Origin of the sequence: Streptomyces sp. CB01373 (assembly GCF_002803075.1) — a bacterium.
Taxonomy (GTDB): domain Bacteria; phylum Actinomycetota; class Actinomycetes; order Streptomycetales; family Streptomycetaceae; genus Streptomyces.
Window position 1 is genome coordinate 197,957 of sequence record NZ_NNBK01000004.1, and the last position, 22,708, is coordinate 220,664.

At 73.3% G+C, this 22,708-nt stretch carries 24 protein-coding genes; 11 read left to right on the forward strand and 13 right to left on the reverse strand.

Annotation, left to right across the window (positions count from 1 at the left end; all coding sequences use genetic code 11):
* Window positions 1-70 precede the first annotated feature (70 nt).
* Complete coding sequence (locus CG719_RS07895; RefSeq protein WP_100567793.1) at window positions 71-1,411, forward strand: transcriptional regulator; 1,341 nt, start codon at window positions 71-73, stop codon at window positions 1,409-1,411.
* A gap of 95 nt (window positions 1,412-1,506) precedes the next feature.
* Window positions 1,507-2,052, forward strand: a complete 546-nt coding sequence (locus tag CG719_RS07900) for an NUDIX domain-containing protein (protein ID WP_100567794.1) — start codon at window positions 1,507-1,509, stop codon at window positions 2,050-2,052.
* An 18-nt stretch (window positions 2,053-2,070) separates the two neighbouring features.
* Here the strand turns inward: CG719_RS07900 and CG719_RS07905 are convergent, their stop codons facing one another.
* Together CG719_RS07905 and CG719_RS07910 are read right to left on the reverse strand one after the other, a co-directional pair.
* A complete protein-coding gene (locus CG719_RS07905) occupies window positions 2,071-2,328 on the reverse strand; it encodes a hypothetical protein (protein WP_100567795.1) in 258 nt (85 codons plus the stop codon).
* A 182-nt stretch (window positions 2,329-2,510) separates the two neighbouring features.
* The gene (locus tag CG719_RS07910; protein ID WP_100567796.1) at window positions 2,511-3,383 is read right to left on the reverse strand and encodes a 3-hydroxybutyryl-CoA dehydrogenase; all 873 of its coding nucleotides are present in this window, start codon (window positions 3,381-3,383) and stop codon (window positions 2,511-2,513) included.
* Window positions 3,384-3,554: 171 nt separating this feature from the next.
* On the opposite strand from CG719_RS07910, the gene CG719_RS07915 reads away from it, so the two are divergent.
* Window positions 3,555-4,799, forward strand: coding sequence for a glycoside hydrolase family 10 protein (locus CG719_RS07915; protein ID WP_100567797.1), 1,245 nt, complete (start codon window positions 3,555-3,557; stop codon window positions 4,797-4,799).
* Window position 4,800: 1 nt separating this feature from the next.
* Here CG719_RS07915 and CG719_RS07920 read toward each other — a convergent pair whose 3' ends face one another.
* Both CG719_RS07920 and CG719_RS07925 read right to left on the reverse strand, forming a co-directional pair.
* Complete coding sequence (locus CG719_RS07920) at window positions 4,801-5,001, reverse strand: DUF1918 domain-containing protein (RefSeq protein ID WP_100567798.1); 201 nt, start codon at window positions 4,999-5,001, stop codon at window positions 4,801-4,803.
* Between the two features lie 143 nt (window positions 5,002-5,144).
* Window positions 5,145-6,059 carry a DMT family transporter gene (locus tag CG719_RS07925; RefSeq protein ID WP_100567799.1) on the reverse strand — a complete coding sequence of 305 codons (915 nt, stop codon included), beginning with the start codon at window positions 6,057-6,059 and terminating at the stop codon, window positions 5,145-5,147.
* Between CG719_RS07925 and CG719_RS07930 the strand changes: the two genes are divergently transcribed.
* Window positions 6,058-7,503: an aminotransferase-like domain-containing protein gene (locus CG719_RS07930; protein WP_100567800.1), complete on the forward strand. Its 1,446-nt coding sequence runs from the start codon at window positions 6,058-6,060 to the stop codon at window positions 7,501-7,503. The genes CG719_RS07925 and CG719_RS07930 overlap by 2 nt on opposite strands.
* Before the next feature lie 43 nt (window positions 7,504-7,546).
* On the opposite strand, the gene CG719_RS07935 is transcribed toward CG719_RS07930, so the two are convergent.
* Window positions 7,547-8,008, reverse strand: coding sequence for a DUF6314 family protein (locus tag CG719_RS07935; RefSeq protein WP_100567801.1), 462 nt, complete (start codon window positions 8,006-8,008; stop codon window positions 7,547-7,549).
* A 91-nt stretch (window positions 8,009-8,099) separates the two neighbouring features.
* Here CG719_RS07935 and argC point away from each other — a divergent pair, with 91 nt between their 5' ends.
* Genes argC through CG719_RS07960 form a run of 5 tightly spaced genes read left to right on the forward strand, consistent with a single transcriptional unit; the run spans window position 8,100 to window position 12,945 of the window.
* Window positions 8,100-9,128: an N-acetyl-gamma-glutamyl-phosphate reductase gene (argC, locus tag CG719_RS07940; protein ID WP_100567802.1), complete on the forward strand. Its 1,029-nt coding sequence runs from the start codon at window positions 8,100-8,102 to the stop codon at window positions 9,126-9,128.
* A complete protein-coding gene (gene argJ / locus CG719_RS07945; RefSeq protein WP_100567803.1) occupies window positions 9,125-10,276 on the forward strand; it encodes a bifunctional glutamate N-acetyltransferase/amino-acid acetyltransferase ArgJ in 1,152 nt (383 codons plus the stop codon). The genes argC and argJ overlap by 4 nt, the downstream gene beginning before the upstream one ends.
* On the forward strand, window positions 10,273-11,181 hold the full coding sequence (gene argB, locus CG719_RS07950) for an acetylglutamate kinase (RefSeq protein WP_100567804.1): 909 nt from the start codon (window positions 10,273-10,275) through the stop codon (window positions 11,179-11,181). Before argJ ends, argB begins: the two co-directional genes overlap by 4 nt.
* A gap of 20 nt (window positions 11,182-11,201) precedes the next feature.
* The gene (locus CG719_RS07955; RefSeq protein WP_100567973.1) at window positions 11,202-12,386 is read left to right on the forward strand and encodes an acetylornithine transaminase; all 1,185 of its coding nucleotides are present in this window, start codon (window positions 11,202-11,204) and stop codon (window positions 12,384-12,386) included.
* A gap of 19 nt (window positions 12,387-12,405) precedes the next feature.
* The gene (locus tag CG719_RS07960; RefSeq protein ID WP_100567805.1) at window positions 12,406-12,945 is read left to right on the forward strand and encodes an arginine repressor; all 540 of its coding nucleotides are present in this window, start codon (window positions 12,406-12,408) and stop codon (window positions 12,943-12,945) included.
* 24 nt (window positions 12,946-12,969) lie between these two features.
* On the opposite strand, the gene CG719_RS07965 is transcribed toward CG719_RS07960, so the two are convergent.
* The 5 genes from CG719_RS07965 to CG719_RS07985 all read right to left on the reverse strand — a co-directional run bounded on the left by CG719_RS07965 (window position 12,970) and on the right by CG719_RS07985 (window position 17,956).
* Window positions 12,970-13,707 (reverse strand): FAD:protein FMN transferase, encoded by a 738-nt coding sequence (locus CG719_RS07965; RefSeq protein ID WP_100567974.1) that lies wholly within the window; start codon window positions 13,705-13,707, stop codon window positions 12,970-12,972.
* 55 nt (window positions 13,708-13,762) lie between these two features.
* Entirely contained in the window at window positions 13,763-14,599 is an 837-nt protein-coding gene (locus tag CG719_RS07970; RefSeq protein ID WP_199836557.1) for an FMN-binding protein, read from the reverse strand.
* 73 nt (window positions 14,600-14,672) lie between these two features.
* Window positions 14,673-16,055 carry a ferredoxin reductase family protein gene (locus CG719_RS07975; protein ID WP_199836558.1) on the reverse strand — a complete coding sequence of 461 codons (1,383 nt, stop codon included), beginning with the start codon at window positions 16,053-16,055 and terminating at the stop codon, window positions 14,673-14,675.
* Between the two features lie 73 nt (window positions 16,056-16,128).
* Complete coding sequence (locus CG719_RS07980; RefSeq protein ID WP_100567806.1) at window positions 16,129-16,596, reverse strand: FMN-binding protein; 468 nt, start codon at window positions 16,594-16,596, stop codon at window positions 16,129-16,131.
* A 7-nt stretch (window positions 16,597-16,603) separates the two neighbouring features.
* On the reverse strand, window positions 16,604-17,956 hold the full coding sequence (locus CG719_RS07985; protein ID WP_100567807.1) for a ferredoxin reductase family protein: 1,353 nt from the start codon (window positions 17,954-17,956) through the stop codon (window positions 16,604-16,606).
* Between the two features lie 155 nt (window positions 17,957-18,111).
* On the opposite strand from CG719_RS07985, the gene CG719_RS07990 reads away from it, so the two are divergent.
* Window positions 18,112-18,861, forward strand: a complete 750-nt coding sequence (locus tag CG719_RS07990) for a response regulator transcription factor (protein WP_100567808.1) — start codon at window positions 18,112-18,114, stop codon at window positions 18,859-18,861.
* A 2-nt stretch (window positions 18,862-18,863) separates the two neighbouring features.
* Window positions 18,864-20,402: a sensor histidine kinase gene (locus CG719_RS07995; protein WP_234375485.1), complete on the forward strand. Its 1,539-nt coding sequence runs from the start codon at window positions 18,864-18,866 to the stop codon at window positions 20,400-20,402.
* Here the strand turns inward: CG719_RS07995 and CG719_RS08000 are convergent.
* The 3 genes from CG719_RS08000 to CG719_RS08010 form a co-directional block, all read right to left on the reverse strand.
* Window positions 20,389-21,087, reverse strand: a complete 699-nt coding sequence (locus tag CG719_RS08000) for a L,D-transpeptidase family protein (RefSeq protein WP_100567809.1) — start codon at window positions 21,085-21,087, stop codon at window positions 20,389-20,391. The two genes, CG719_RS07995 and CG719_RS08000, sit on opposite strands and share 14 nt — an antisense overlap.
* Window positions 21,088-21,090: 3 nt before the next feature.
* A complete protein-coding gene (locus tag CG719_RS08005; RefSeq protein WP_100567810.1) occupies window positions 21,091-21,678 on the reverse strand; it encodes a pyridoxamine 5'-phosphate oxidase family protein in 588 nt (195 codons plus the stop codon).
* A gap of 117 nt (window positions 21,679-21,795) precedes the next feature.
* Entirely contained in the window at window positions 21,796-22,665 is an 870-nt protein-coding gene (locus tag CG719_RS08010; RefSeq protein ID WP_100567811.1) for a hypothetical protein, read from the reverse strand.
* Window positions 22,666-22,708 lie beyond the last annotated feature (43 nt).

The window sequence follows — 22,708 nt, forward strand, 5'->3', positions numbered from 1 at the left end:
GTGCTCCGTTCACACCCCGTGTGAAGGCGAACGCACTACGCTGTCGCCACCGAGCCACCGGGGGGCACCCATGCAGCCCAACACACTGCTCGACGCGATCCTGGACGAGGCCGGGATCTCGCACGCGGGCCTGGCAGCGCACGTCAACCAGGAGGGGCGCGCCCGCGGACTCGCCCTCCGGTACGAACACACCGCCGTGGCCCGGTGGTTGAAGGGCCAGCGGCCGCGCGGCCAGGTGCCCGACCTGATCTGCGAAGTGCTGGCGAGCCGGCTGCGACGGCCGGTCACGCTGGACGACATCGGCCTCGGCGTGCCCGGCGAGCCCTCCGCGCCGCACGCCACCTCGCTGTCCGGGTTCGTCGAGCGCGCCACCGCCCTGTGGCGCTCCGACGAGCAGCAGCGCCCGCACCTCCTCGGAGCCCCCGCCGTGACCGGCACGCCCGCCGTCATGCCGGTGTGGGAGTGGGAGAACCCGCCCGAGGACGTCGACGTCTCCCGCGGTGGCCGGCACCGGGTCACCCTCTCCGACATCGAGATGCTGCGCGCCGCCCGCGCGCACTACGAGCAGATGTACCGCAAGACCGGCGGCGTCGCGACCCGCGGCCGTGTCGTGGGCTTCCTCAACGCCGAGGCCGCCCCGCTGCTGCGCGGCAGCTACACCGACGCCACCGGCCGCCAACTGCACCGCGCCACCGGGGCGTTGGTGGCGATCGTGGGCATCTGCGCCTACGACTCCGACGCGCACGGTCTGGCCCAGCGCTACTTCCACCAGGCGCTCCGGCTCGCCAAGGCCAGCGGGGACCGCGGACTTGGTGCGTATGTGATCGCGCTGCTGGTCAACCAGTCACTGTTCATGCGGGAGTTCCGTCAGGCCGTCGCCTTCGCCGAGGCCGCGTTGCGCACCGCCGGCCAGCACATCACCCCCGCGCTCGCCTCCGACCTGTACGCGATGCAGGCCAAGGCCTATGCCCACCTCGGCGACGGCACGAGCGCCCTGGCCTGCATCCGGCGCGCGGAGTCCGCCGCCGAGCGCATCAGACGCGGACACGAACCCGACGAGACGGGCTACGTCCAGCCCGGCCTGGTCAACGTACAGGTGGCGGAGGCCCTGCTCAGTCTCGGCGACCTGGCCGCCGCCGAGGAGCACGCCGCGGCCGCCGTGGACAACCCCGCGCACGACCGTGGCCGGGTGCACCGGCTGGCCATGCTGAGCACGGTCGAACTGCGCCGGGGCAACGCCGACAAGGCGGTGGACACCGCGGTGCGGATGGCCGAGCAGGCCCGCGGAATGGAGTCGCAGCGGCTGCGGGACAGACTGCGCGCGGTGCGCGAGCACCTGGTGCGCAGCGGCTGCGCCGGCACGGCGGAGGCGGCCGAACTGATCGACGGGGCCCTGCGCGTACCGCTGTGACCGCGGCGCGGTGCTCCCGGAGGCTCTTCGTGCGCCTGCTGCCGGCGTGCTCCGGCTGCGATATTGCCACTGACCCGACGGAAGGTGGCAGAACCGTGCAATGGACGAAACAGAACGAACAAACTGTGTACGCAAATCGCTGGTTCACCGTCAACCTCGCGGATGTCGAGCTCCCTGACGGCCGGCATCTCGACCACTTCCTGATACGGCTGCGGCCCGTCGCCGTGGCCACGGTGGTGAACGAGGCGGCCGAGGTCCTCCTCCTGTGGCGCCACCGCTTCATCACCGACAGCTGGGGCTGGGAGCTCGCGGCGGGTGTCGTGGAGGACGGCGAGGACATCGCGGCCGCCGCGGCCAGGGAACTGGAGGAGGAGACCGGCTGGCGGCCGGGACCTCTGCACCACCTCATGAGCGTGGAGCCGTCCAACGGACTCACCGATGCCCGGCACCACATCTACTGGTCGGACGAGGGTGAGTACGTCGGACACCCCGTGGACGACTTCGAGTCGGATCGCCGGGAGTGGGTCCCCCTCAAGCTCGTACCCGACCTGGTCGCCCGCGGCGAGGTCCCGGCCGCCAACATGGCGGCCGCGCTACTGCTCCTGCACCACCTCAGGCCGGGCCAGGACACCCGGCCCTGACCGCCGGTGGTCGCGGCACTAGCGTCCGAGGGACTGCCAGACCGCCACGACGAGGGAACCGAGAGCGGTGAGGGCGGCGACCGCGGGCAGCGGCCAGCGCGAGTGTTCCAGTGCGACGAGCCGTGTGCTCACCTCGTCCAGCTCCTTGGCGGTCTCCTCGGTGCGGTGGCTGAGCAGCGCCAGTCCGCCTTCGACGCGGGCGTAGGCCACGTCCAGCCGCCGTCGTAACTCTGCGAGTTCTCCGGGAACGGCGGGATGCTCGGGATCAGTGGTCACAGGTCCGCTCCTTTCCGTAGTCGTCTCACATCCCTTGCATGCGCATCAGGAGTCAACTCCCCTGGTGGTCCCGTGGGGAGCGTGTGTGAGCGGCATATGCGGGCCCGGAGTGCACACGGCGTGTGAATGCCGCGGGCCCGGCACCGTCTCGGTGCCGGGCCCGCGGCCGTCGCTCTGCGTGGTCAGCCGTAGGCGTAGAAGCCCGAGCCGGACTTCCGGCCCAGCCGGCCGGCGTCCACCATGCGCTGGAGCAGCGGGGGAGCGGCGTACAGCGGCTCCTTGTACTCCTCGTACATCGAGTGGGCGACCGAGGCCACCGTGTCCAGGCCGATCAGGTCCGACAGCCTCAGCGGGCCCATCGGGTGGGCACAGCCCATCTCCATGCCGTTGTCGATGTCCTCGCGGCTGGCGATGCCCGACTCGAACATCCGGATCGCCGAGAGCAGGTACGGGATCAGCAGCGCGTTCACCACGAAGCCCGAGCGGTCCTGGGCGCGGATCGCGTGCTTGCCGAGCACCTTCTCGGTGAACAGCTGCGCCCGGCTCAGCGTGCCCTCGGAGGTGGTGAGCGCCGGGATCAGCTCGACGAGCTGCTGCACCGGGGCGGGGTTGAAGAAGTGGATGCCGATCACCTGGTCGGGCCGCGCGGTGGCGACGGCCAGCCTCACCAGAGGGATGGAGGAGGTGTTGGAGGCCAGGATCGCGTCCGGCCGGGTCACCACCTGGTCCAGGACCTGGAAGATCTCGGTCTTGACCTGCTCGTTCTCCACCACGGCCTCGATCACCAGATCGCGGTCGGAGAACTCTCCGAGGTCGGTGGTGAAGCTCAGCCGGGCCTGCGTGGCGTCCCGCTCCGCCTCGCTGATCTTGCCGCGCTCGGCCGCCTTGGCCAGGGAGTTGAACAGCCGGGTACGGCCGATCTCCAGGGCCTCGCCGGTGGTCTCGGCGACCTTCACCTCCAGGCCGGCCCGGGCGCACACCTCGGCGATGCCCGCACCCATCTGGCCGCAGCCCACCACTCCGACGCGTGCAATGTCTCCCGAAATGCCGGTCACATCGTCCCTTTCGCAGTTCCTACGGCTGTGGCAGGCGGCCCGTTGTGCGGTGCCTGCTCCGATCGTGCACGTTACCCCCGTGGTGGCCGTGATCGGTCGTCCGGGTCGTGCATGCTGACCCGGAGAACGATCCGTGACCACGCGGATCCACGGCGTACGGGGAGTGCCCGGATGGCCCGAGTGACACGGCGGTCGTTCACCGTGGCGGCGCTGTCGACCCTGGCGGTGACCGGTGACGCGGCCACCGCGACGGTCGGCACCGGCACCGACGGGCAGGGCCGTGCCACGGTCACCGGGATGCGCGGCATGTGGCTGGCGACCGTGCGCAACCGCGACTGGCCCTCACGCCCCGGGCTGAGCGTGGCCCGCCAGCGCGGCGAGCTGACCGCGCTGCTCGACGTGGCCGTGCGGCGCCGGCTCAACACGGTGATCCTCCAGGTGCGCCCGGCGGCCGACGCGCTGTGGCCCTCGCCCCACGAGCCGTGGTCCCAGTACCTCACCGGCACACAGGGCAGGGACCCCGGCTGGGATCCGCTGGGCACGGCGGTGGCGGAGGCGCACGCCCGGGGGCTGCGGCTGCACGCCTGGTTCAACCCCTACCGGGTCGCCCTGCACGACGACCTGTCCCTGCTGGCCGCCGCGCATCCGGCCCGCAGGAATCCCGGCTGGGTGGTCCGCTACGGCGGGGGCCTCTACTACAACCCCGGGCTGCCCGAGGTCCGGGCCTTCGTGCTGCGGGCGATGCTCGACGCGGTGTCCAGTTACCCGGTGGACGGCGTCCACTTCGACGACTACTTCTACCCCTATCCGGTGGCGGGCCGGACCTTCGACGACGACGACGCCTTCCAGCGGTACGGCGGCTCCTTCGCGAGCCGGGCCGACTGGCGGCGCGACAACATCGACCGGCTGGTCCGCGAGGCTGCCGAGGGCGTCGCCGCGGCCCGCCCCGGCACACCGTTCGGGATCAGCCCGTTCGGGGTGTGGCGCAACGCCTCCGCCGACCCGCGCGGCTCGGACACCCGGGCCGGCGTGCAGGCGTACGACGACCTGTACGCGGACACGCGCAAGTGGGTCACCGAGGGCTGGATCGACTACGTGGTGCCCCAGCTGTACTGGAACATCGGCTTCACCACCGCGGACTACGCCGTCCTGCTGCCCTGGTGGGCCGAGGCGGCGCGGGGCAGCCGTACGCAGCTGTACGTGGGCGAGGCACTCGACAGGGCCGGCGATCCCACGCAGGACGCCGCCTGGCAGGACCCGGACGAACTGTCCCGCCATCTCAGCCTCGCGGCCGGGCACCCGGAAGTGCGCGGGCACGTCTTCTTCGCCGCGAAGGAGGTCGCGGCCGACCCGTCCGGAGCGATGGCGCGGGTCGTCGCCGACCACTACCGCAGGCCGGCGCGACCCCCGCGCTGACTCAGTGGTGTTCGTAGTCCTTCCTGTGGCGGACCTGGCAGTCGGGGCCGGGTGACATCACGGCCTCGTGCCCGTCCGGGAAGCGGACGCGGTACGGCGGGTTGCCCTCCGTGCCCATGACCTCGACGATTTCGCTGATCTGGTCGTGCTGGCCGACCACCCTGCCGTGCTGGACGAGCTGGTCGCCCACGGTTGCGCGCATCTGCGGGGCCTCCTCACCATGTGCGGGAGCGGCGGTCCTCGACTTCCGAGTCCGGTCCTCGACTTCCGAGTCTACGGTGCGGAGCGCGGCCGGAACCGGTGAGCGCCGGGCCGGTGTGCGGTCGGCACCGGATGAGCGCCGGTTCAGCCGCGCGCCCGCTGGGTGACGGCGATGCAGACGAGCACGGCGACGGCCGTCACGGGGGCGGCCGCTGTGAGGTGCTCGCCGAGCAGCAGCACCGACCACACCAGTGTGAGCAGGGGTTGGGCGAGCTGCAACTGGCTCGCCTTGGGGATGCCGACGGCGGCCATGCCCCGGTACCAGACGACCAGCCCGAGGAACTGCGAGCCCGCCGCCACCCAGAGCAGCCCGGCCACGCTGTGGACGCCCAGCCGCACGGGCTCGTGCGCCAGCGCGAGCGCGGCGGCGGGCACGGTGAGCGGCAGGCACAGCACCAGCGCCCAGCCGATGACCTGCCAGCCCGGCATGACGCGGGCCAGCCGGCCGCCCTCGGTGTAGCCGGCGGCGCACACCAGCAGGGCGCCGAACAGGTAGCCGTCCGCGGTGGTCAGCGCGCCGCCGCTCTGCTGCACGGTGAAGGCCACCACGGCCGCCGCGCCCGCCAGCGCCGCCGCCCAGAACGTGCGCGAGGGGCGGATGCCGAACCGCAGCGCGGAGAGCAGCGCCGTGGTGAGCGGCAGCAGGCCCACGACGACGGCGGCGTGCGCGGTGGTGGAGGTCTCCAGGGCGAGCGTGGTGAGCAGCGGGAAGCCGAGGACCACTCCGGCGGCCACGACCGCGAGGCCGGGCCAGTGCCGGCGGGCGGGCGGCGGTACGCGCAGCGCCAGCAGGCAGCCGCCCGCGAGGACGGCGGCGAGCACACTGCGCACGGCCACCAGGGACCAGGGTCCGAAGCCCTCGAGGCCCCAGGCGGTGGCCGGGAAGGTCAGGGAGAAGGCGACCACGCCGAGGGCCGCCTGCAGGGTGCCGGCGCGCGGCTGGGCCGGGGCGTCCACCGCTATCGGTGTTGCGGCGGTAGCGCTACTCTGTGCTCTCATGCAACAGCGTAGCAGCGTCGCCGAACTCGCAGAACGGCTGCGACGGGAGCTGGACCGCTACTCACCCGGTGGAAAGCTCCCGTCGAGCCGGGCCCTCGTCGAGCGGTACCGGGTCAGTCCGGTGACCGTCTCGCGGGCTCTGTCGCAACTGGCGGCCGAGGGCCTGGTGGTCACCCGTCCCGGCGCCGGTGCCTTCCGCGCGGCGGCGCGCGAGGCGGCCGCTCCCGCCGGGGACACCTCCTGGCAGGAGGTCGCGCTCAGCGCGGACGGCGCCGCCGATCTCGTGCCGCGCACGGTGGACGCCTCCGGCGTCACGGTGTCGCTGGCCGCCCCGCCGCCGGGCGTGATCGAGTTCAACGGGGGCTATCTGCACCCCTCGTTGCAGCCCGAGCGGGCCATGGCCGCCGCGCTGTCAAGGGCCGGCCGCCGTCCCGGGGCGTGGGGGCGGCCGCCGCTCGAGGGGCTGCCGGAACTGCGCGAGTGGTTCGCGCGGGACATCGGCGGACCGGGTGGGACGGTCACCGCCGCCGAGGTCCTGATCACCGCGGGCGGCCAGTCCGCGCTGACCACCGCCCTGCGCGCCCTGGCCCCGCCCGGCGCGCCGGTGCTGGTCGAGTCGCCCACCTACCCCGGCATGCTGGCCATCGCCCGGTCCTCCGGGCTGCGGCCGGTACCCGTGCCCGTCGACGCGGACGGGGTGAGACCGGAACTGCTCGCCGACGCGTTCCGGGCCACCGGTGCCCGCGTGTTCGTCTGCCAGCCCCTGTTCCAGAACCCCACCGGCGCCGTCCTCGCCCCCGACCGGCGCGCACGGGTGCTGCGGACGGCCCGCGAGGCCGGCGCCTTCGTCGTCGAGGACGACTTCGTACGGCGGCTCGCGCACGAGGACGCCGGTACGCTGCCGCCCCCGCTCGTCGCCGACGACCCGGACGGGGTCGTGGTGCACGTCGGCTCGCTGACCAAGGCCACCGCGCCCAGCTTCCGGGTGAGCGCGCTGATCGCGCGCGGCCCGGTGCTGGAACGGCTGCGCGCCATCCAGGTCGTCGACACGTTCTTCGTGCCCCGGCCGTTGCAGGAGGCCGCCCTGGAACTGGTCGGCTCACCCGCCTGGCCGCGCCATCTGCGCACGCTCGCCGCGGAGTTGAGGAGCCGCCGGGAGGCGCTGGCCGGCGCGCTGCGGCAGCACCTTCCCGAACTCGCCCTGCCCTGCGTCCCGTCCGGCGGCTACCACCTGTGGCCGCGCCTGCCCGACGGCGCGGACGAGGCCGCCGTGACCGCCGCCGCCCTGCGCGCGGGTGTCGCGCTCACCCCCGGACGCCCGTACTTCAGCGCCGAACCCCCGGCCGCCCACGTGCGGTTGAGCTTCGCCGCGGTCGGCGGCACGGCGGAGATCGCCGAGGGCGTGCGCCGCCTGCGGACGGCCTGCGCGGAGGCGCTGCCCTGACGGACACACCGCCGGGGCACGGACCGCTGGGTCAACGGGGGTCTCAGTCCTCGCGCGCGTAGTCCGTCGTCAGCACCAGGTCCTTCGCCGGGCCGCCCACGCGCCACACCGTGCGCCAGTGCCCGGCGTCCCGGACGGTGAACTCGCCCCGGTAGAGATCCGCCGCGCACGGATGCCCGGCCAGGTGCCGCCCGGAGCGCAGGTCCAGGTCGTGGAAGGGCCGCCCGTCCGCGAAGCGCACGTCGGCCGTGCCCGGCACGCCCCCGGGCAGGAAGCGCAGTGTCCGCTCGGCGGGCCGGGCCACCCCCTGCCAGACGAACGTGCCGGACTCCCGGTGCAGCAGCCCGCCGCCGTCCAGGGCGCCGAACACCGTCGTGCCGGTGAACTCCCCGGTCCCGCCGCCCGCCAGATCCCGCACCGACCGCCGCACCCGCCAGGTCCCGGCCAGGTACGCCAGCACGTCAGGCACCGGCAGAAACCCGCCCCGCGCCGCTCGCTCGCCCATGTCCACCCGCTCACGGTACGACGGCCGCCCTCGATTCCGTTGCATAAACGTGCAGCAATACGTATAGTCATGCCATCGAGGAGGAGGGTTCATGGCTGTACGTGTGGCGGTCGCCGGAGCGAGTGGGTACGCGGGCGGAGAAGCTCTGCGTCTGCTCCTGGCGCACCCCGAGACCGAGATCGGCGCCCTGACCGGGAACTCCAACGCCGGAGAGCGGCTCGGTGCCCTGCAGCCGCATCTGCTGCCCCTCGCCGACCGCGTCCTGGAGGAGACCACCGCCGAGGTCCTCGCCGGGCACGACGTCGTCTTCCTCGCCCTGCCGCACGGCCGGTCCGCCGCCGTCGCCGAGCAACTGGGCCCCGATGTCCTCGTCATCGACATGGGCGCCGACTTCCGGCTGAAGGATCCCGCCGACTGGGAGCGCTTCTACGGCTCCCCGCACGCCGGGACCTGGCCCTACGGCCTCCCCGAACTCCCCGGTGGCCGCGCCGCGCTGGCCGGTGCCCGGCGCATCGCGGTGCCCGGCTGCTATCCGACCGCCGCCTCCCTCGCCCTCTTCCCCGCCTACGAGGCCGGACTCGCCGAGAACGAGGCGGTGATCGTCGCCGCCTCCGGCACCTCCGGCGCCGGCAAGGCGGCCAAGCCGCACCTGCTCGGCTCCGAGGTCATGGGGTCCATGTCCCCCTACGGGGTCGGCGGCCTGCACCGGCACACCCCGGAGATGATCCAGAACCTCAGCGCGGCGGCGGGGGAGCACGTCATCGTGTCCTTCACCCCCACCCTCGCGCCGATGCCCCGCGGCATCCTCGCCACGTGCAGCGCCAAGGCCCGGCCCGGGGTCACCGCCGACTCCGTGCGCGCCGCGTACGAGAAGGCCTACGCCGACGAGCCCTTCGTCCACCTCCTCCCCGAGGGGCGCTGGCCCGCCACCGCCTCCGTGTACGGCTCCAACGCCGTGCAGATCCAGGTGGCGTACGACCCCGCCGCGCACCGCGTCGTCGCGATCAGCGCCATCGACAACCTGACCAAGGGCACCGCGGGCGGCGCGGTGCAGAGCATGAACATCGCCCTCGGGCTTCCCGAGGACCTCGGACTTTCCACGATCGGAGTCGCACCGTGAGTGTCACGGCAGCCAAGGGGTTCCAGGCGGCGGGTATCGCCGCCGGGATCAAGGAGAACGGCAACCCGGACCTGGCCCTCGTGGTCAACACCGGGCCCCGCCGCGCCGCCGCGGGCGTCTTCACCTCCAACCGCGTCAAGGCCGCCCCGGTGCAGTGGTCCGAGCAGGTCCTCAAGGACGGCAGGCTCTCCGCGGTCGTCCTCAACTCCGGCGGCGCCAACGCCTGCACAGGCCCCAAGGGCTTCCAGGACACCCACGCCACCGCCGAGAAGGCCGCCGACGTGCTCGGCGTCGGCGCCATCGACGTCGCCGTCTGCTCCACCGGCCTGATCGGCGTCCTGCTGCCCATGGACAAGCTGCTGCCCGGCGTCGAGGCGGCCGCCGCCCGGCTCTCCGAGCACGGCGGCGAGAAGGCCGCCATCGCCATCAAGACCACCGACACCGTCCACAAGACGTCCGTGGTGACCAAGGACGGCTGGACCGTCGGCGGCATGGCCAAGGGCGCCGGCATGCTCGCCCCGGGCCTCGCCACCATGCTCGTCGTGCTCACCACGGACGCCGACCTGGAGGCCGACGCACTCGACAAGGCACTGCGCGCCGCCACCAGGGTCACCTTCGACCGGGTCGACTCCGACGGCTGCATGTCCACCAACGACACCGTGCTGCTGCTCGCCTCAGGCGCCTCCGGGGTCGGCCCGGACCACGAGGAGTTCGCGGAGGCCGTACGGGCCGTGTGCGACGACCTCGGGCAGCAGCTGATCCGGGACGCCGAGGGCGCAAGCAAGGACATCAAGGTCGAGGTGGTGGGCGCCGCGACCGAGGAGGACGCCGTGGAGGTGGGCCGCTCCATCGCCCGCAACAACCTCCTCAAGTGCGCCATCCACGGCGAGGACCCCAACTGGGGCCGCGTCCTGTCCGCCATCGGCACCACCGGGGCCGCCTTCGAGCCGGACCGGCTGAACGTCGCCATCAACGGCGTCTGGGTCTGCAAGAACGGCGGCGTCGGCGAGGACCGCGAGAAGGTCGACATGCGCTACCGCGAGGTCCACATCGTGGCCGACCTCGCCGCCGGCACCGAGACCGCCACCATCTGGACCAACGACCTCACCGCCGACTACGTCCACGAGAACAGCGCCTACTCCTCATGAGCTCCGGAACCACTCGCAAGCACACCGCGCTTCCGAAGGCGCAGATCCTCATCGAGGCGCTGCCCTGGCTGACCCGGCACCACGGCAAGACCGTCGTCATCAAGTTCGGCGGCAACGCCATGGTGGACGAGGAGCTGAAGGCGGCCTTCGCCCAGGACGTCGTGTTCCTGCGGCACGCCGGCCTGAGGCCCGTCGTCGTGCACGGCGGCGGCCCCCAGATCAGCCGGGCACTGGACAAGCACGGCATCGTCAGCGAGTTCAAGGCGGGTCTGCGGGTCACCACCGAAGAGGCCATGGACGTCGTACGGATGGTGCTGGCCGGGCAGGTGCAGCGGGAGCTCGTGGGCCTGCTCAACCAGCACGGGCCGTTCGCCGTCGGCCTCACCGGCGAGGACGCGCACACCATCACCGCCACCAAGCACACCCCGGAGATCGACGGCGAGCCGGTCGACATCGGGCGGGTGGGCGAGATCACCCGTATCGACACCGGCGCGATCGAGGCGCTGCTCGCCGACGGCCGTATCCCGGTCGTCTCCTCGATCGCCCGCTCCGAGGACGACGGGCATGTCTACAACGTCAATGCTGATACGGCGGCTGCGGCACTCGCTGCGGCACTGGGCGCCGAGACCCTCATGGTCCTCACCGACGTCGAGGGCCTCTACGAGGACTGGCCGCACTCCGACGAGGTGATCAGCCGCCTGACCGCGAGCGAGCTGGAGAAGCTGCTGCCGGAGCTGTCCTCCGGGATGGTGCCGAAGATGCGGGGCTGCCTGCACGCGGTGCGCGGCGGAGTGACCACCGCCCGCGTCATCGACGGCCGGGTCCAGCACTCGATCCTGCTGGAGATCTTCACCGACGAGGGCATCGGCACGATGGTCGTGCCGGACGAACAGGGGGAGTCGTGAGCAACGAGGGCAACCAGGACGTGAGCAACCAGGCACTGGCCGCGCGCTGGCAGGGCGCGCTCATGAACAACTACGGCACCCCGCGGCTCGCCCTCGTCCGCGGCGAGGGCGCGAGGCTGTGGGACGCCGACGGCCGGGAGTACGTCGACTTCGTCGGCGGCATCGCGGTCAACGCGCTCGGCCACGCCCACCCCGCCGTCGTCGAGGCCGTCGGCCGGCAGATCGCCTCTCTCGGCCACGTCTCCAACCTGTTCATCGCCGAACCGCCCGTCGCCCTGGCCGAACGGCTGCTCCAGCTCTTCGGCCGGGACGGCAAGGTGTTCTTCTGCAACTCCGGCGCCGAGGCCAACGAGGGCGCCTTCAAGATCGGCCGGCTGACGGGCCGCCCGCACATGGTCGCCACCGAGGGCGGCTTCCACGGCCGCACGATGGGCGCCCTCGCGCTCACCGGCCAGCCCGGCAAGCAGGAGCCGTTCCTGCCGCTGCCCGGCGAGGTCACCCACGTGCCCTACGGGGACGCGCGGGCCCTGGCCGCCGCGGTCACCGAGGAGACCGCCCTCGTCGTCATCGAGCCCGTCCAGGGCGAGAACGGGGTCGTGGTGCCCCCGCCCGGCTATCTGAAGGCCGCCAGGGCGATCACGGCGGCCACCGGCTCGCTGCTGGTCCTCGACGAGGTGCAGACCGGCATCGGGCGCACCGGGCACTGGTTCGAGTACCAGGCCCACGAGGGCGTCCTGCCGGACATCGTCACGCTCGCCAAGGGCCTGGGCGGAGGGCTGCCGCTCGGCGCCACCGTCGCCTTCGGGCGCGCCGCCGACCTGCTCCGGCCCGGTCAGCACGGTACGACCTTCGGCGGCAACCCGGTCGCCTGCGCCGCCGGACTCGCGGTCCTCGACACGATCGCGGGCGAGGGACTGCTGGAGAACGTCAAGCGGCAGAGCGAGAAGCTGCGCGACGGGATCGAGTCACTGGACCACCCACTGGTCGCCCACGTCAGGGGCGCGGGCCTGCTGCTGGGTATCGTGCTCACCGAGCCGCGCGCCCCCCAGGCGCAGCAGGCGGCTCAGGAGGCCGGATTCCTGGTGAACGCGCCCGCCCCCGACGTCGTACGGCTGATGCCGCCGCTGAACCTCGGCGACGACGAGGTGGACGCCTTCCTCGGAGCGCTGCCCGGCGTCCTGGACGTGGCAAACGGGGACGGATGATCCGGAGAATGGGACGACGATGAGCCAGGCGCAGAACGGTCAGACCGAGGCCGGGCCGGCGGTGCCGCAGACCCGCACCGCACGCCACCGCCGGATCGTGGACATCCTCAACCGGCAACCGGTGCGCTCGCAGAGCCAGTTGGCGAAGCTGCTGGCCGACGACGGACTGAGCGTCACCCAGGCGACGCTCTCCCGCGACCTGGACGAGCTGAACGCGGTGAAGATCCGCAACACCGACGGCGACCTCATCTACGCGGTGCCCAGCGAGGGCGGTTTCCGCACTCCGCGCGCACCGCTGGGGGAGTCGGTGAAGGAGGAGCGGATGCGGCGGCTCTCGCAGGAGCTGCTGATCTCGGCGGAGGCCTCCGCGAACCTCGTGGTCCTGCGCACGCCTCCGGGTGCGGCGCAGTTCCTCGCCTCGGCCATCGACCAGGCCGAGCTGCACGACATCCTGGGGACCATCGCCGGCGACGACACGCTGCTGCTGATCAGCCGGGACCCCACGGGGGGACAGGCGCTGGCGGACCACCTGCTGAGGCTGGCCCAGAACGGCCAGTGAGCCCGGCGCGGGTCCCGCCGGTCCTCAGCCGAGACGGGCGGCGAGGCCGTGCGTGCACCTGACCTCGTCGCCCGCCGTGATCAGCAGCGCCTCCACGTCCGGCAGCGACTCCAGCCAGGCCAGGCCCTCGCGGGAGCCCATGGCGAACGCGGCCGTCGCCCAGCAGTCCGCCCAGGTCAGGCTAGGGGCGACCACGGTGACCGCGACCAGGTCGGTGACCGCCGACCTGCCGGTGCGCGGATCGACGATGTGCGCACCGCGCTCGGCCGTGCCCGACGTCGCCACCGCCAGCTCGCTGGTGCCCGCGGCGGAGACCACCGCCGCGAGTCCACCGGGGCGCAGCGGGTCCGAGACACCCACGCGCCACGGCCGGTGCGCCTCGGGCGAGCCGAGCAACTGCACGTCCCCGCCGCCGTTGACGCTGACCCCGCTCACCCCCGCCGCCGCGATCCGCCGGGCGGCCCGTTCGGCGGCCCAGCCCTTGACGATCCCGGTCGGATCCAGGCTGCCCTCGTAGCGCAGGCTGAACCAGCCCTCGCTGACGCGTTCGGCCTCGGCGCCCAGTTCGAGCACCTCGGCGACGTCGGGGTCGCACTCCGCGACGGTGAGCTCGCCGCGCGCCAGGCGGGAGAGCTGGCTGTCGTCGCGGTAGGTGCTGAACACCTCGTCGGCGCGGTGCAGTTCGGCGACCGCCTCGTCCAGTGCCGCCGCCACCGCGTCGGACCGGCCGCCGCGTACGTCGAAGGAGAAGACGGTCCCCATGACCTCCTCCGCGTGCCGCACGGCGGCGGGACTCCCGGCCGGCCCGGACGCGGCCTCAGCCACCGGCCTTGTCCAGTGCCGACTGGAGCGACTTCTTGTAGCCGCCGCTGGTGTACGTGGCTCCGGAGACGGTGTCGATGTTCGCGCTCTGCGCGGTCACGGCCTCCTGGTTGAGCTTGGGCACGGCCAGTTCGCTCTTCTGGCCGCTGAGCCCGCCCTGCGGTGCCTGTACGGCCTCGGCCTTGGTGATCCTGCCGTCGGTGACCGTGATCCGGACCTGCACCGGGCCGTAATCGGTCTGGGCGGTCTCGCCCGTGACGGTACGGGCCTGGGCGGCTCCCGAACCGGCGGCCCCCGAGGAGGACGAACCTGACGGCGCACCGGACGAGGAACCGGACGGCGCGCCGGAGGACGAGCCGGACGGCGCACCGCTCGCCGTCATCCTGTCCAGTGCCGACTGGAGCGACTTCTTGTAGCCGCCGCTGGTGTACGTGGCTCCGGAGACGGTGTCGATGTTCGCGCTCTGCGCGGTCACGGCCTCCTGGTTGAGCTTGGGCACGGCCAGTTCGCTCTTCTGGCCGCTGACCCCGCCCTGCGGCGCCCGCACGGCCTCGGCCTTGGTGATCCTGCCGTCGCTGACGGTCAGCCGTACCTGCACGTCGCCGTACTCGGTCCGGGCCACGTCGCCCGTGACGGACTGCGTGCCCGTCCGCTGTGCGCCGCTGCCGCCCTGCGGTGCCTCCTGGGCCGCCGCGGTCTGCTGCGGCGCCGCGCCGGCCGCCGAGGCGGAGGCGGGGTCCGAGGCCGGCTTCAGTGACAGCAGCAGCACGATGCCGGACACGGTCGCGGCGCCGGCCAGCACGGCACGTCGGATGGGATGGCTCTTCCTCATCGCCGATGAGCTCCTGAATTCCGTGAGTCCCGTAAGTCCTGTGGTGTCCGCGGACGTTCCGCGGGCCCGTCGCTCACATCTCGAACGACTCGTGATGGATACGGCGGGCGGGGACTCCCGCGCCGCGCAGTGCCTCGTACACCGACTGCGCGAACCCGGGCGGGCCGCACATGAAGACGTCGTGGCGGTCGATGTCGGCGATCTTGCGGCGCAGCGACTCGGCGGAGATGTCGGGGCGTTCCCCGTCCGGGCTGTTCACCGCGTACATCAGCCGGGCGCCGCGCTCGTCGGCGATCTTCGCCAACTCGCCCCACAGGGCCAGCTCCTGGGTGCTGTTGGCCCGGTACAGCAGGGTGATGTCACCGGCCGCGCCGGGCAGCGTCTCGAACAGCGCCCGCATCGGCGTGATGCCCACCCCGCCCGCCACCAGCAGCACCTTGCCGCGGCTGCGCCGGGACGCGGTGAGCGCGCCGTACGGTCCCTCCGCCCACACCCGGGTGCCGGGGGTGAGTTCGCGCAGCCCGGCGCTGTGGTCGCCGATCGCCTTGACGGTGATGCGCAGCAGGCCGGGGCGGGGCGCCGCCGACAGCGAGTACGGGTGGGAGGAGAACCGCATGCCCGGCGCCAGGAACCGCCAGCGGAAGAACTGCCCGGCCTCCGCGCCCATCCGGTGCAGCTTGTGGCCGGCGATCAGCACCGACACGATGCCCGGCGCCTCCTCGATGACCGCCTCCACCCGCATGCGGTGGCGCAGGTTCAGCCGGATCGGGGTGATGATCCGGTACCAGAGCACCAGCGCGGTCACCACGCCGTACAGGCCGTACCAGGAGGTCCTGGCGACCGGCTCCACGGCGAAGTCGTTGCCGGTGGTGATCTGGTGCCAGAACGTCAGGAACACCGCGGCGTAGGTGAACAGGTGCACGTGGTACCACGTGTCGTACGGCATCCGGCGGCGCACCGGGCCGATCGAGACCAGTCCGATGACCACCAGCAGACCGGTGCCGATCGCGGCCTTGCCCATGTCGGGCAGCTGCTCCACGGACTCCACGGTCTGCCCCACGATGTCGCCGAGGGACTTGCCGCCGAGCAGCGCGTACCCCCACATGGTGAGGAAGACGTGCGCGAGGACCAGGCAGAGCGTGTACCGGCCGGTCATGGCGTGCCAGCGCGCGACCCGGTCGGAGCCCACCCGCCGCTCCAGGGCGGGCACCCGCGCCATCTGGAGCACGACCAGCGCCATCAGGTAACCGGCGAGCAGGCCGGTGATCCGGCCCGCGTTCAGTACCCTCCCGGCGGTGCCGTCGATGGACGGGGTGTTCGTCCACCACAGCCAGATGACGCCGGCCGCGCCCGCCCAGACGGCGGCCAGCAGCAGGACGGCGGGGGAGCGGCGCGGCCGGATGCGGCGCATCGTCTGGCGCCGGGCGGCGCGGCCGCCTGCGAGCGTGGTGGTCACGGTTCCTCCGTGGACGGAATCAAGGGGGGCATGGTCCCTTGGCCCTGGAATACGTGCCACGACGGCCCCGCGTTCAGCGTCCGGACGAGGTTCGGCGCCCGGCCGTGTCCAGCGCGGACTGGAGCGAGCGGCGGTATCCGTCACTGGTGTACGTCGCCCCCGAGACGGTGTCGATGTCCGCGCTCTGCGCCGTCAGCGCCTCCCCGCGCAGCCGCGGGATGGCGTAGCCGCTGATCTCACGGTCCCGGGAGTTGCCGGAGGGCCGGGCGAGCGCGGTCACGTCGGTGATCCGGCCGTCGACGAGCGTGACCCGCACCTGGACCGGACCCCACCGGGTCCGCACCGTCTCACCGGTGACGGCCCTCGTACCGCCGGCCGCGCCGGACGAGCTCGAACCGCCGGACGGGGCCGGCGCGGGGTCCGCGGCGATCCGCGGCGGCGTGTGCGGCTTGAGCGACAGCAGCATCACCAGCCCGGAGACGGTGGCGGCGCCCGCCAGCACGACGCGGCGCAGCGGACGGTTCTTCCTCAACGCGTGCAACGGGGCCTCACAGTTCGAACGACTCGTGGTGGATACGGCGGTCCGGCACCCCGGCGGCGCGCAGCACCTCGTACACGTCCCGGGCGAAGGCGTGCGGGCCGCAGATGTAGACGTCGTGGCCGGCCAGGCCGGAGACGGCCGCGCGCAGTGACTCCGGGGTGAGGCGGGGGCGTTCGCCGCGCGGGCCGTTGAGCGCGTACAGCACCCGGCCGCCGCGCCACCGCGCTATCGCCTCCAACTCGCCGCCCAGGGCCAGGTCCTCGGCCGTGCGCGCCCGGTACAGCAGGGTGACGTCGCCGGGCAGCGTCTCGAACAGGGCGCGCAGCGGCGTGATGCCGACCCCGGCGGCGATCAGCAGGGACCGGTGCGAGGTGCGCCGGTCGGCGGTCATCGCCCCGTAGGGACCCTCCGCCCACACCCGGGTGCCCGGCCGCAGCAGCGGCACGGCCGCGCTGTGGTCGCCGAGGGCCTTCACCGTGATGCGCAGCAGGCCCGGACGGGGCGGAGCCGACAGGGAGTACGGCGTCGAGGTCCAGCCCATGCCCTCGGCGAGGAACCGCCAGCGGAAGAACTGGCCCGGCCGCGCGCCCAGTTCGTCCAGCCGGTGGCCGCGCACGACGACGGAGTACACGCCCGGCGCCTCCTTGTGCACCGCCTCGACGCGCATCCCGTGGCGCAGGTTGAGCCGCACCGGGACCAGGATCCGGAACCACACCACCAGGGCCGCGACGCCCAGGTACAGCGCGTACCAGAAGGCCGTGGCCAGGGCGTGGCCGGTGAACTCGGAGCCCAGCGCCACCTGGTGGCCGAAGGCCAGGAACACGGCGGCGTAGGTGAGCAGGTGCGTGTAGTACCAGAACTCGTGGCTGGTCCGGCGGCGCACCGCGCGCGCCGAGGTGACACCGACCGCGAACAGGATCACGGTCCCGGCGCCGGCCTTCAGCATCTCCGGGTAGTCCAGCACCACCGTGACCGCCTCGCGCAGGACGGAGGAGCCGTCCTGCGCGGCGTACCCGGCGAGGATCAGCACCACGTGCACGACCAGCAGGCACACCGTGTAGCGGCCGGCCATCGCGTGCCAGCGCGCCACCCGGTCCGAGCCGATCCGGCGCTCCAGCAGCGGCACCCGCGCCATCAGGCCCACCAGCACCGCGCACGCGTACCCGCACAGCAGGCCGGCGATCCGTCCGGCGCCGGTCAGCAGGCCCGCCGTCCCCACGACGGAGTCCGTGTCCTGCCACCACAGGAGGAGCACCGCGGCGGCTCCCGCCCACAGCAGCGCCAGCACCGCGCCCGCGGGGGAGCGCCGGCGCGCCACCGGCACCGGCGGTGCCGCCCGCCGCTCGTACACCGTGGTCATCCGCTCTCCCGTCCCTTCGCCGGTCCAGGACGCCACTGTGCGGGGCGAACCTCTGAGGCAGCTCTGAGCCGCGGGCGGTGTGGCCCCACTCACAGGAAACTCAGAGGGGGCCTCCCTCGCCGCACGGGCCGGTGACCGGCGATGCTGGAGGGGCCATGGACACCTCCCGCCCGAGCCCTCCCGGCCTGCCCGCCCTCACCCGCCTCGACGGCACCCCCGTGCGCGTCCTCGTCGTCGACGACGACCCCGACCTCGCCGAAGTGCTGTGCGGAGCCCTGCGTTACCAGGGCTGGGAGGTGCACGCCGCGGGCGACGGGGCCTCGGCCGTCGCCGCGGCCCGCGAGGCGCAGCCGGACGCCGTCGTGCTCGACGTGATGCTCCCGGACACCGACGGTTTCGCCGTGCTGCGCGAACTGCACACCGTGCAGCCGGACGTCTGTGTGCTCTTCCTCACGGCGCGGGACGCGGTGGAGGACCGTATCGCGGGGATCACCGCGGGCGGCGACGACTACGTGACCAAGCCGTTCAGCCTGGAGGAGGTGGTCGCCCGGCTGCGCGGACTGCTGCGCCGCGCCGGCATGGCCCGGCAGCCGGCCGACGGCCCGCGGCTGACCGTGGGCGACCTGGCCATGGACGAGGACGCCCGCGAGGTCACCCGGGCCGGAGAGCTGATCGAACTGTCCCCGACCGAGTTCGAGCTGCTGCGCTTCCTCATGCACAACCCGCGCCGGGTGCTGAGCAAGGCGCAGATCCTCGACCGTGTGTGGTCCTACGACTTCGGCGGCCGGGCCCATGTGGTGGAGCTGTACATCTCCTATCTGCGCAAGAAGGTGGACGCCGGACGCGCACCCATGATCCACACGGTGCGCGGGGCCGGGTACGTCCTGAAGCCGGCGGCACGGTGACCGTGACACGGAGCGGAACGACACCGCGGATACGGCGGCTGCCCCGGCCGCGCACCCTGCGGGCCCGGCTCACCTTCGGCCTGGTGGTGCTGCTGGCCGTCGCCTGCGCCGCCGTCGGCGTGGCCGCGGTCCTCGAACTGAACGGCTTCCTCACCGGCCGGATCGACCAGCAGCTCCAGCAGACCGGGCCGGGCTTCCCGGAGAGCCTGGAGCACGGCACCGCCACGCCGGCCAAGCCCTCCGACCACGACGGCGACGAGCGCGGCGACACCCGCCGCCAGGCCGCCGGCACCTTCGGCGCCCGGCTCCTCGGCGGCACGGTGACCCACGCCGCCGTCGTCCCCTCCGGGTCCCGCCCCGGTTTCGGCGTCACCCTCACCGCCGCCGACCGCGGCGCGCTGGCCGCGCTCCCGGTGGACCGCGGCGGACACACCGTGCGCCTGTCCGACCTGGGCGAGTACCGGCTGGCGGCCTGGCCGGGCCGGGACGGCGACGTGCTGGTCACCGGGCTGCCGATGGCGCCGGTGCGGGCCGCGGTCCACCGGCTCGAACTGGTCGCCGGGACTGTCTCGGGGCTCGCCCTGGCCGCCGCCGGGGTCGCCGGCGCCCTCTGGGTGCGCTGGTCGCTGCGCCCGCTGACAAGGGTCGCGGAGACCGCCGCCCGGGTCAGCGAGCTGCCGCTCGCCAGCGGCGAGGTCGCGCTGCCGCCCCGCGCGCCGCGCGCCGACCCGCGCAGCGAGGTCGGGCGGGTCGGCGCCGCCTTCAACCGGATGCTCCACCACGTCGAGGACGCGCTGACCAAACGGCACGCCAGTGAGGAACGGCTGCGCGGCTTCGCCGCCGACGCCAGCCACGAGCTGCGCACCCCGGTCGCCACGGTGCGCGGCCACGCCGAACTCGCCCTGCTGCACCCGGGACCGGTGCCGCCCGAGGTCACCCGGGCCCTGGAACGCATCGCCGCCGAGTCCGCTCGCATGGGCGAGATGGTCGACGAGATGCTGCTCCTGGCCCGGCTGGACGCCGGGCGCCCCCTGGAGCGCCGCCCGGTCGATTTGACCCGCCTGGTCCTGGATGCGGTGACGGACGCCAGGGCGGCGGGTCCGGAGCATCGCTGGACGCTCGAGCTGCCGGAGGAACCGGTGACGGTGACCGGTGACGCCCACCGGCTCCAGCAGGTGCTGGCCAACCTGCTGGCCAACGCGCGTGCGCACACACCCGCGGGCACCGGGGTGACGGTGTCCCTGGACCTGGAATCCGGAGGTGAGCCGGCCCCGGAGGGAGCCGCCGTGGCCGTCCTGCGGGTGCACGACGACGGGCCCGGCGTCCCCGAGGAGGTCCAGCCCGGTGTCTTCGAGCGCTTCACCCGGGCCGACCGCCGCCGCACCGACTCCTTCGGCGGCGCCGGGGCGGGCCTCGGCCTGTCGATCGTGGCGGCCGTGACGGAGGCCCACGGCGGCGGTGTCGGGCTGGACAGCCGCCCCGGCTCCACGGCCTTCACCGTCCGGCTGCCGGCGGACGGCGGCGGGGTCAGTAACGGCTGATCGCGGTCGCCCCGCCCGCCGTGCCGATCGCGATGTGCGGCCGGCGCGCGGGATCCGCCCACGCCAGGATCCGCCGCATGGCCTCCCGCGGCACCGACACACAGCCGGCCGTCGCCCCGCGCCCGTTGGCGTGCAGGAAGATCCCCGCTCCCCGGCCGCGCACCGGACGGGAGTAGTTGAAGCCGACGACGAGCGCGTGCGCGTACTGCGTGGGGTACTCCACCAGGTGCTCGGACGCGGCGGCCCGGCAGTCGGCGGGACGCGGCCGGGTCCACCGGTTGTAGGAGCGTGAGTCGTTGTCCTGGCACCACCAGGAGTCCGGGCCCACCCGCCGGTACCGCAGCCGGGTCCCGCCCGGTGCGGCGTCGGTCCCGAAGGCGAACGGCAGGCGGTACAGCCCGGTCGGCGTCGTGTTCGTGTCCTGCCGCCGTGCCGTCCCCTCGACGAGGCCCTTCGCGCCGAATCTGGCCGGTGCCGAACCGGCCCGCACCCAGTGCCCGCCGCGCAGGTCCCACCAGGTGACCGTGCCCGTGGTGGCGCCGGTGCCGGCCGCCTGAGCGGTGATCAGCTGGGTGCCGCCGCCGGTGTCGCGCAGCCGGGCCGGCAGCGGCACCTCGCCCGCGGGCGCGGCACCGAGCGAGAGCAGGGACAGGGCGGCGAGGATCGCGGCGGCACCGGGGCGCATGGATCAGACCGTAGACGGCGGCAGCGGCAACGGCAGCCCGGGCAGTCCGTCCAGGCTGGTGGCCACGTGCTCCTTCCGGGTGAAGTAGTCGCTCAGCGAGGCGTCGTCCTCGCGCGCGAAGCGCCTGACGTGCAGATCGCGGTCCGCCTCGTACGCCATGAAGGGCACCGCGTACCCGCAGGTGTCCCGTACGAGTTCGGCGTGCACGACGATGATCGCGCGCAGTCCGTGCCGTGCCGGGTCGATGTCGGGGAAACGGGTGAGGAGTTCGCCGAAGCGCGGGTCGTCGCGGAAGACGGGCTCGCCCCGGCCGTGGACGCGCACGATGCTGGGCGGGCCCTGGAAGGCGCACCACATCAGGGTGATCCGGCCGTTCTCACGCAGGTGGGCGATGGTCTCCGCGTTGGACCCGGCGAAGTCCAGGTAGGCCACGGTGCGCTCGTCGAGCACCGCGAAGGAGCCCGTGAGGCCCTTGGGGGACAGGTTGACCGTGCCGTCGCCGGAGAGCGGGGCGGTCGCGGTGAAGAACAGGGGCTGCTGCTCGATGAACGTACGCAGCCTGCCGTCTATGCGCTCATACGTCTTTCCCATGTCCAACGATTATCGGGGGAAGTTCTTTCGCTTGTCTAAGGAATTGCGGCCTCCGCTCGCCCCACCGTGGCCGCCCCGGCCGGCGCTTCCTCGGGGCGGCCACGGCTGCCTGTCACCTCACTTGGTGAGGGTGCAGGCGGCCAGGGAGTCCAGTCCCTGCGGCTTGGCCGCGGTACGTCCGATGGAGATGGCGATCCGGTTGATGGTGGCCACGCGCTTGTCCTTGAGCGGGCCGAGGATGGCGTTCTGCACGAAGTCGGGCCCGCCCTGGCCGGCGGTGTCGACCAGGCGCTTGTCGGCCTCCTGGATCTGGGTGTCCAGCAGAGCGAGGTTGCGGTCGATCTCGGCCTGGGCGGAGGCGGGGACCGCGGGGAGCTGCGACCTCACGTCCGGGCAGGTGATGGTTCCCGCCGCCGTGCCGGCGCCGGCGTTGCCCGTGTTGCCGCCTGTGTTACCGGCGTTGCCTGTGTTGCTGTTGTTTCCTGTCGCCGCGCCCGCCGCGTTGCCGTCGTTGCCGCCGACGGTGCCCGTCACGCCGCCCTGGTTCAGGGTGCAGGGCGCGAGCGCGTCCAGGCCCTGCGGCCTGGCCGCCGTACGGCCGATCGCCGTGGCCATCCGGTTGATGGTGGCCACGCGCTTGTCCTTGAGCGGGCCGAGGATGGCGTTCTGCACGAAGTCGGGCCCGCCCTGGCCGACGGTGTCGACCAGGCGCTTGTCGGCCTCCTGGATCTGGGTGTCCAGCAGGGCGAGGTTGCGGTCGATCTCGGCCTGGGCGGAGGCGGGGACCGCGGGGAGCTGCGACCTCACGTCCGGGCAGGTGATCGTGCCGGGGCTCGCCAGGGTCCGGGCGTTCTGGGCGCCGCCCTGCCCGGACGTCTCCCCGGCCAGCGCGGAACCGGCGATGACCGCGCCGGAGAGCACCACTGCGGCCGCGCCGCCGATGAACGCGACGCGGCGCTTGTCGTACTTCGGAAGAGCCCTGGACATGGGGGTGCCTCACTCGGGTCGGGGATGTCGGTCGTGGCAAACG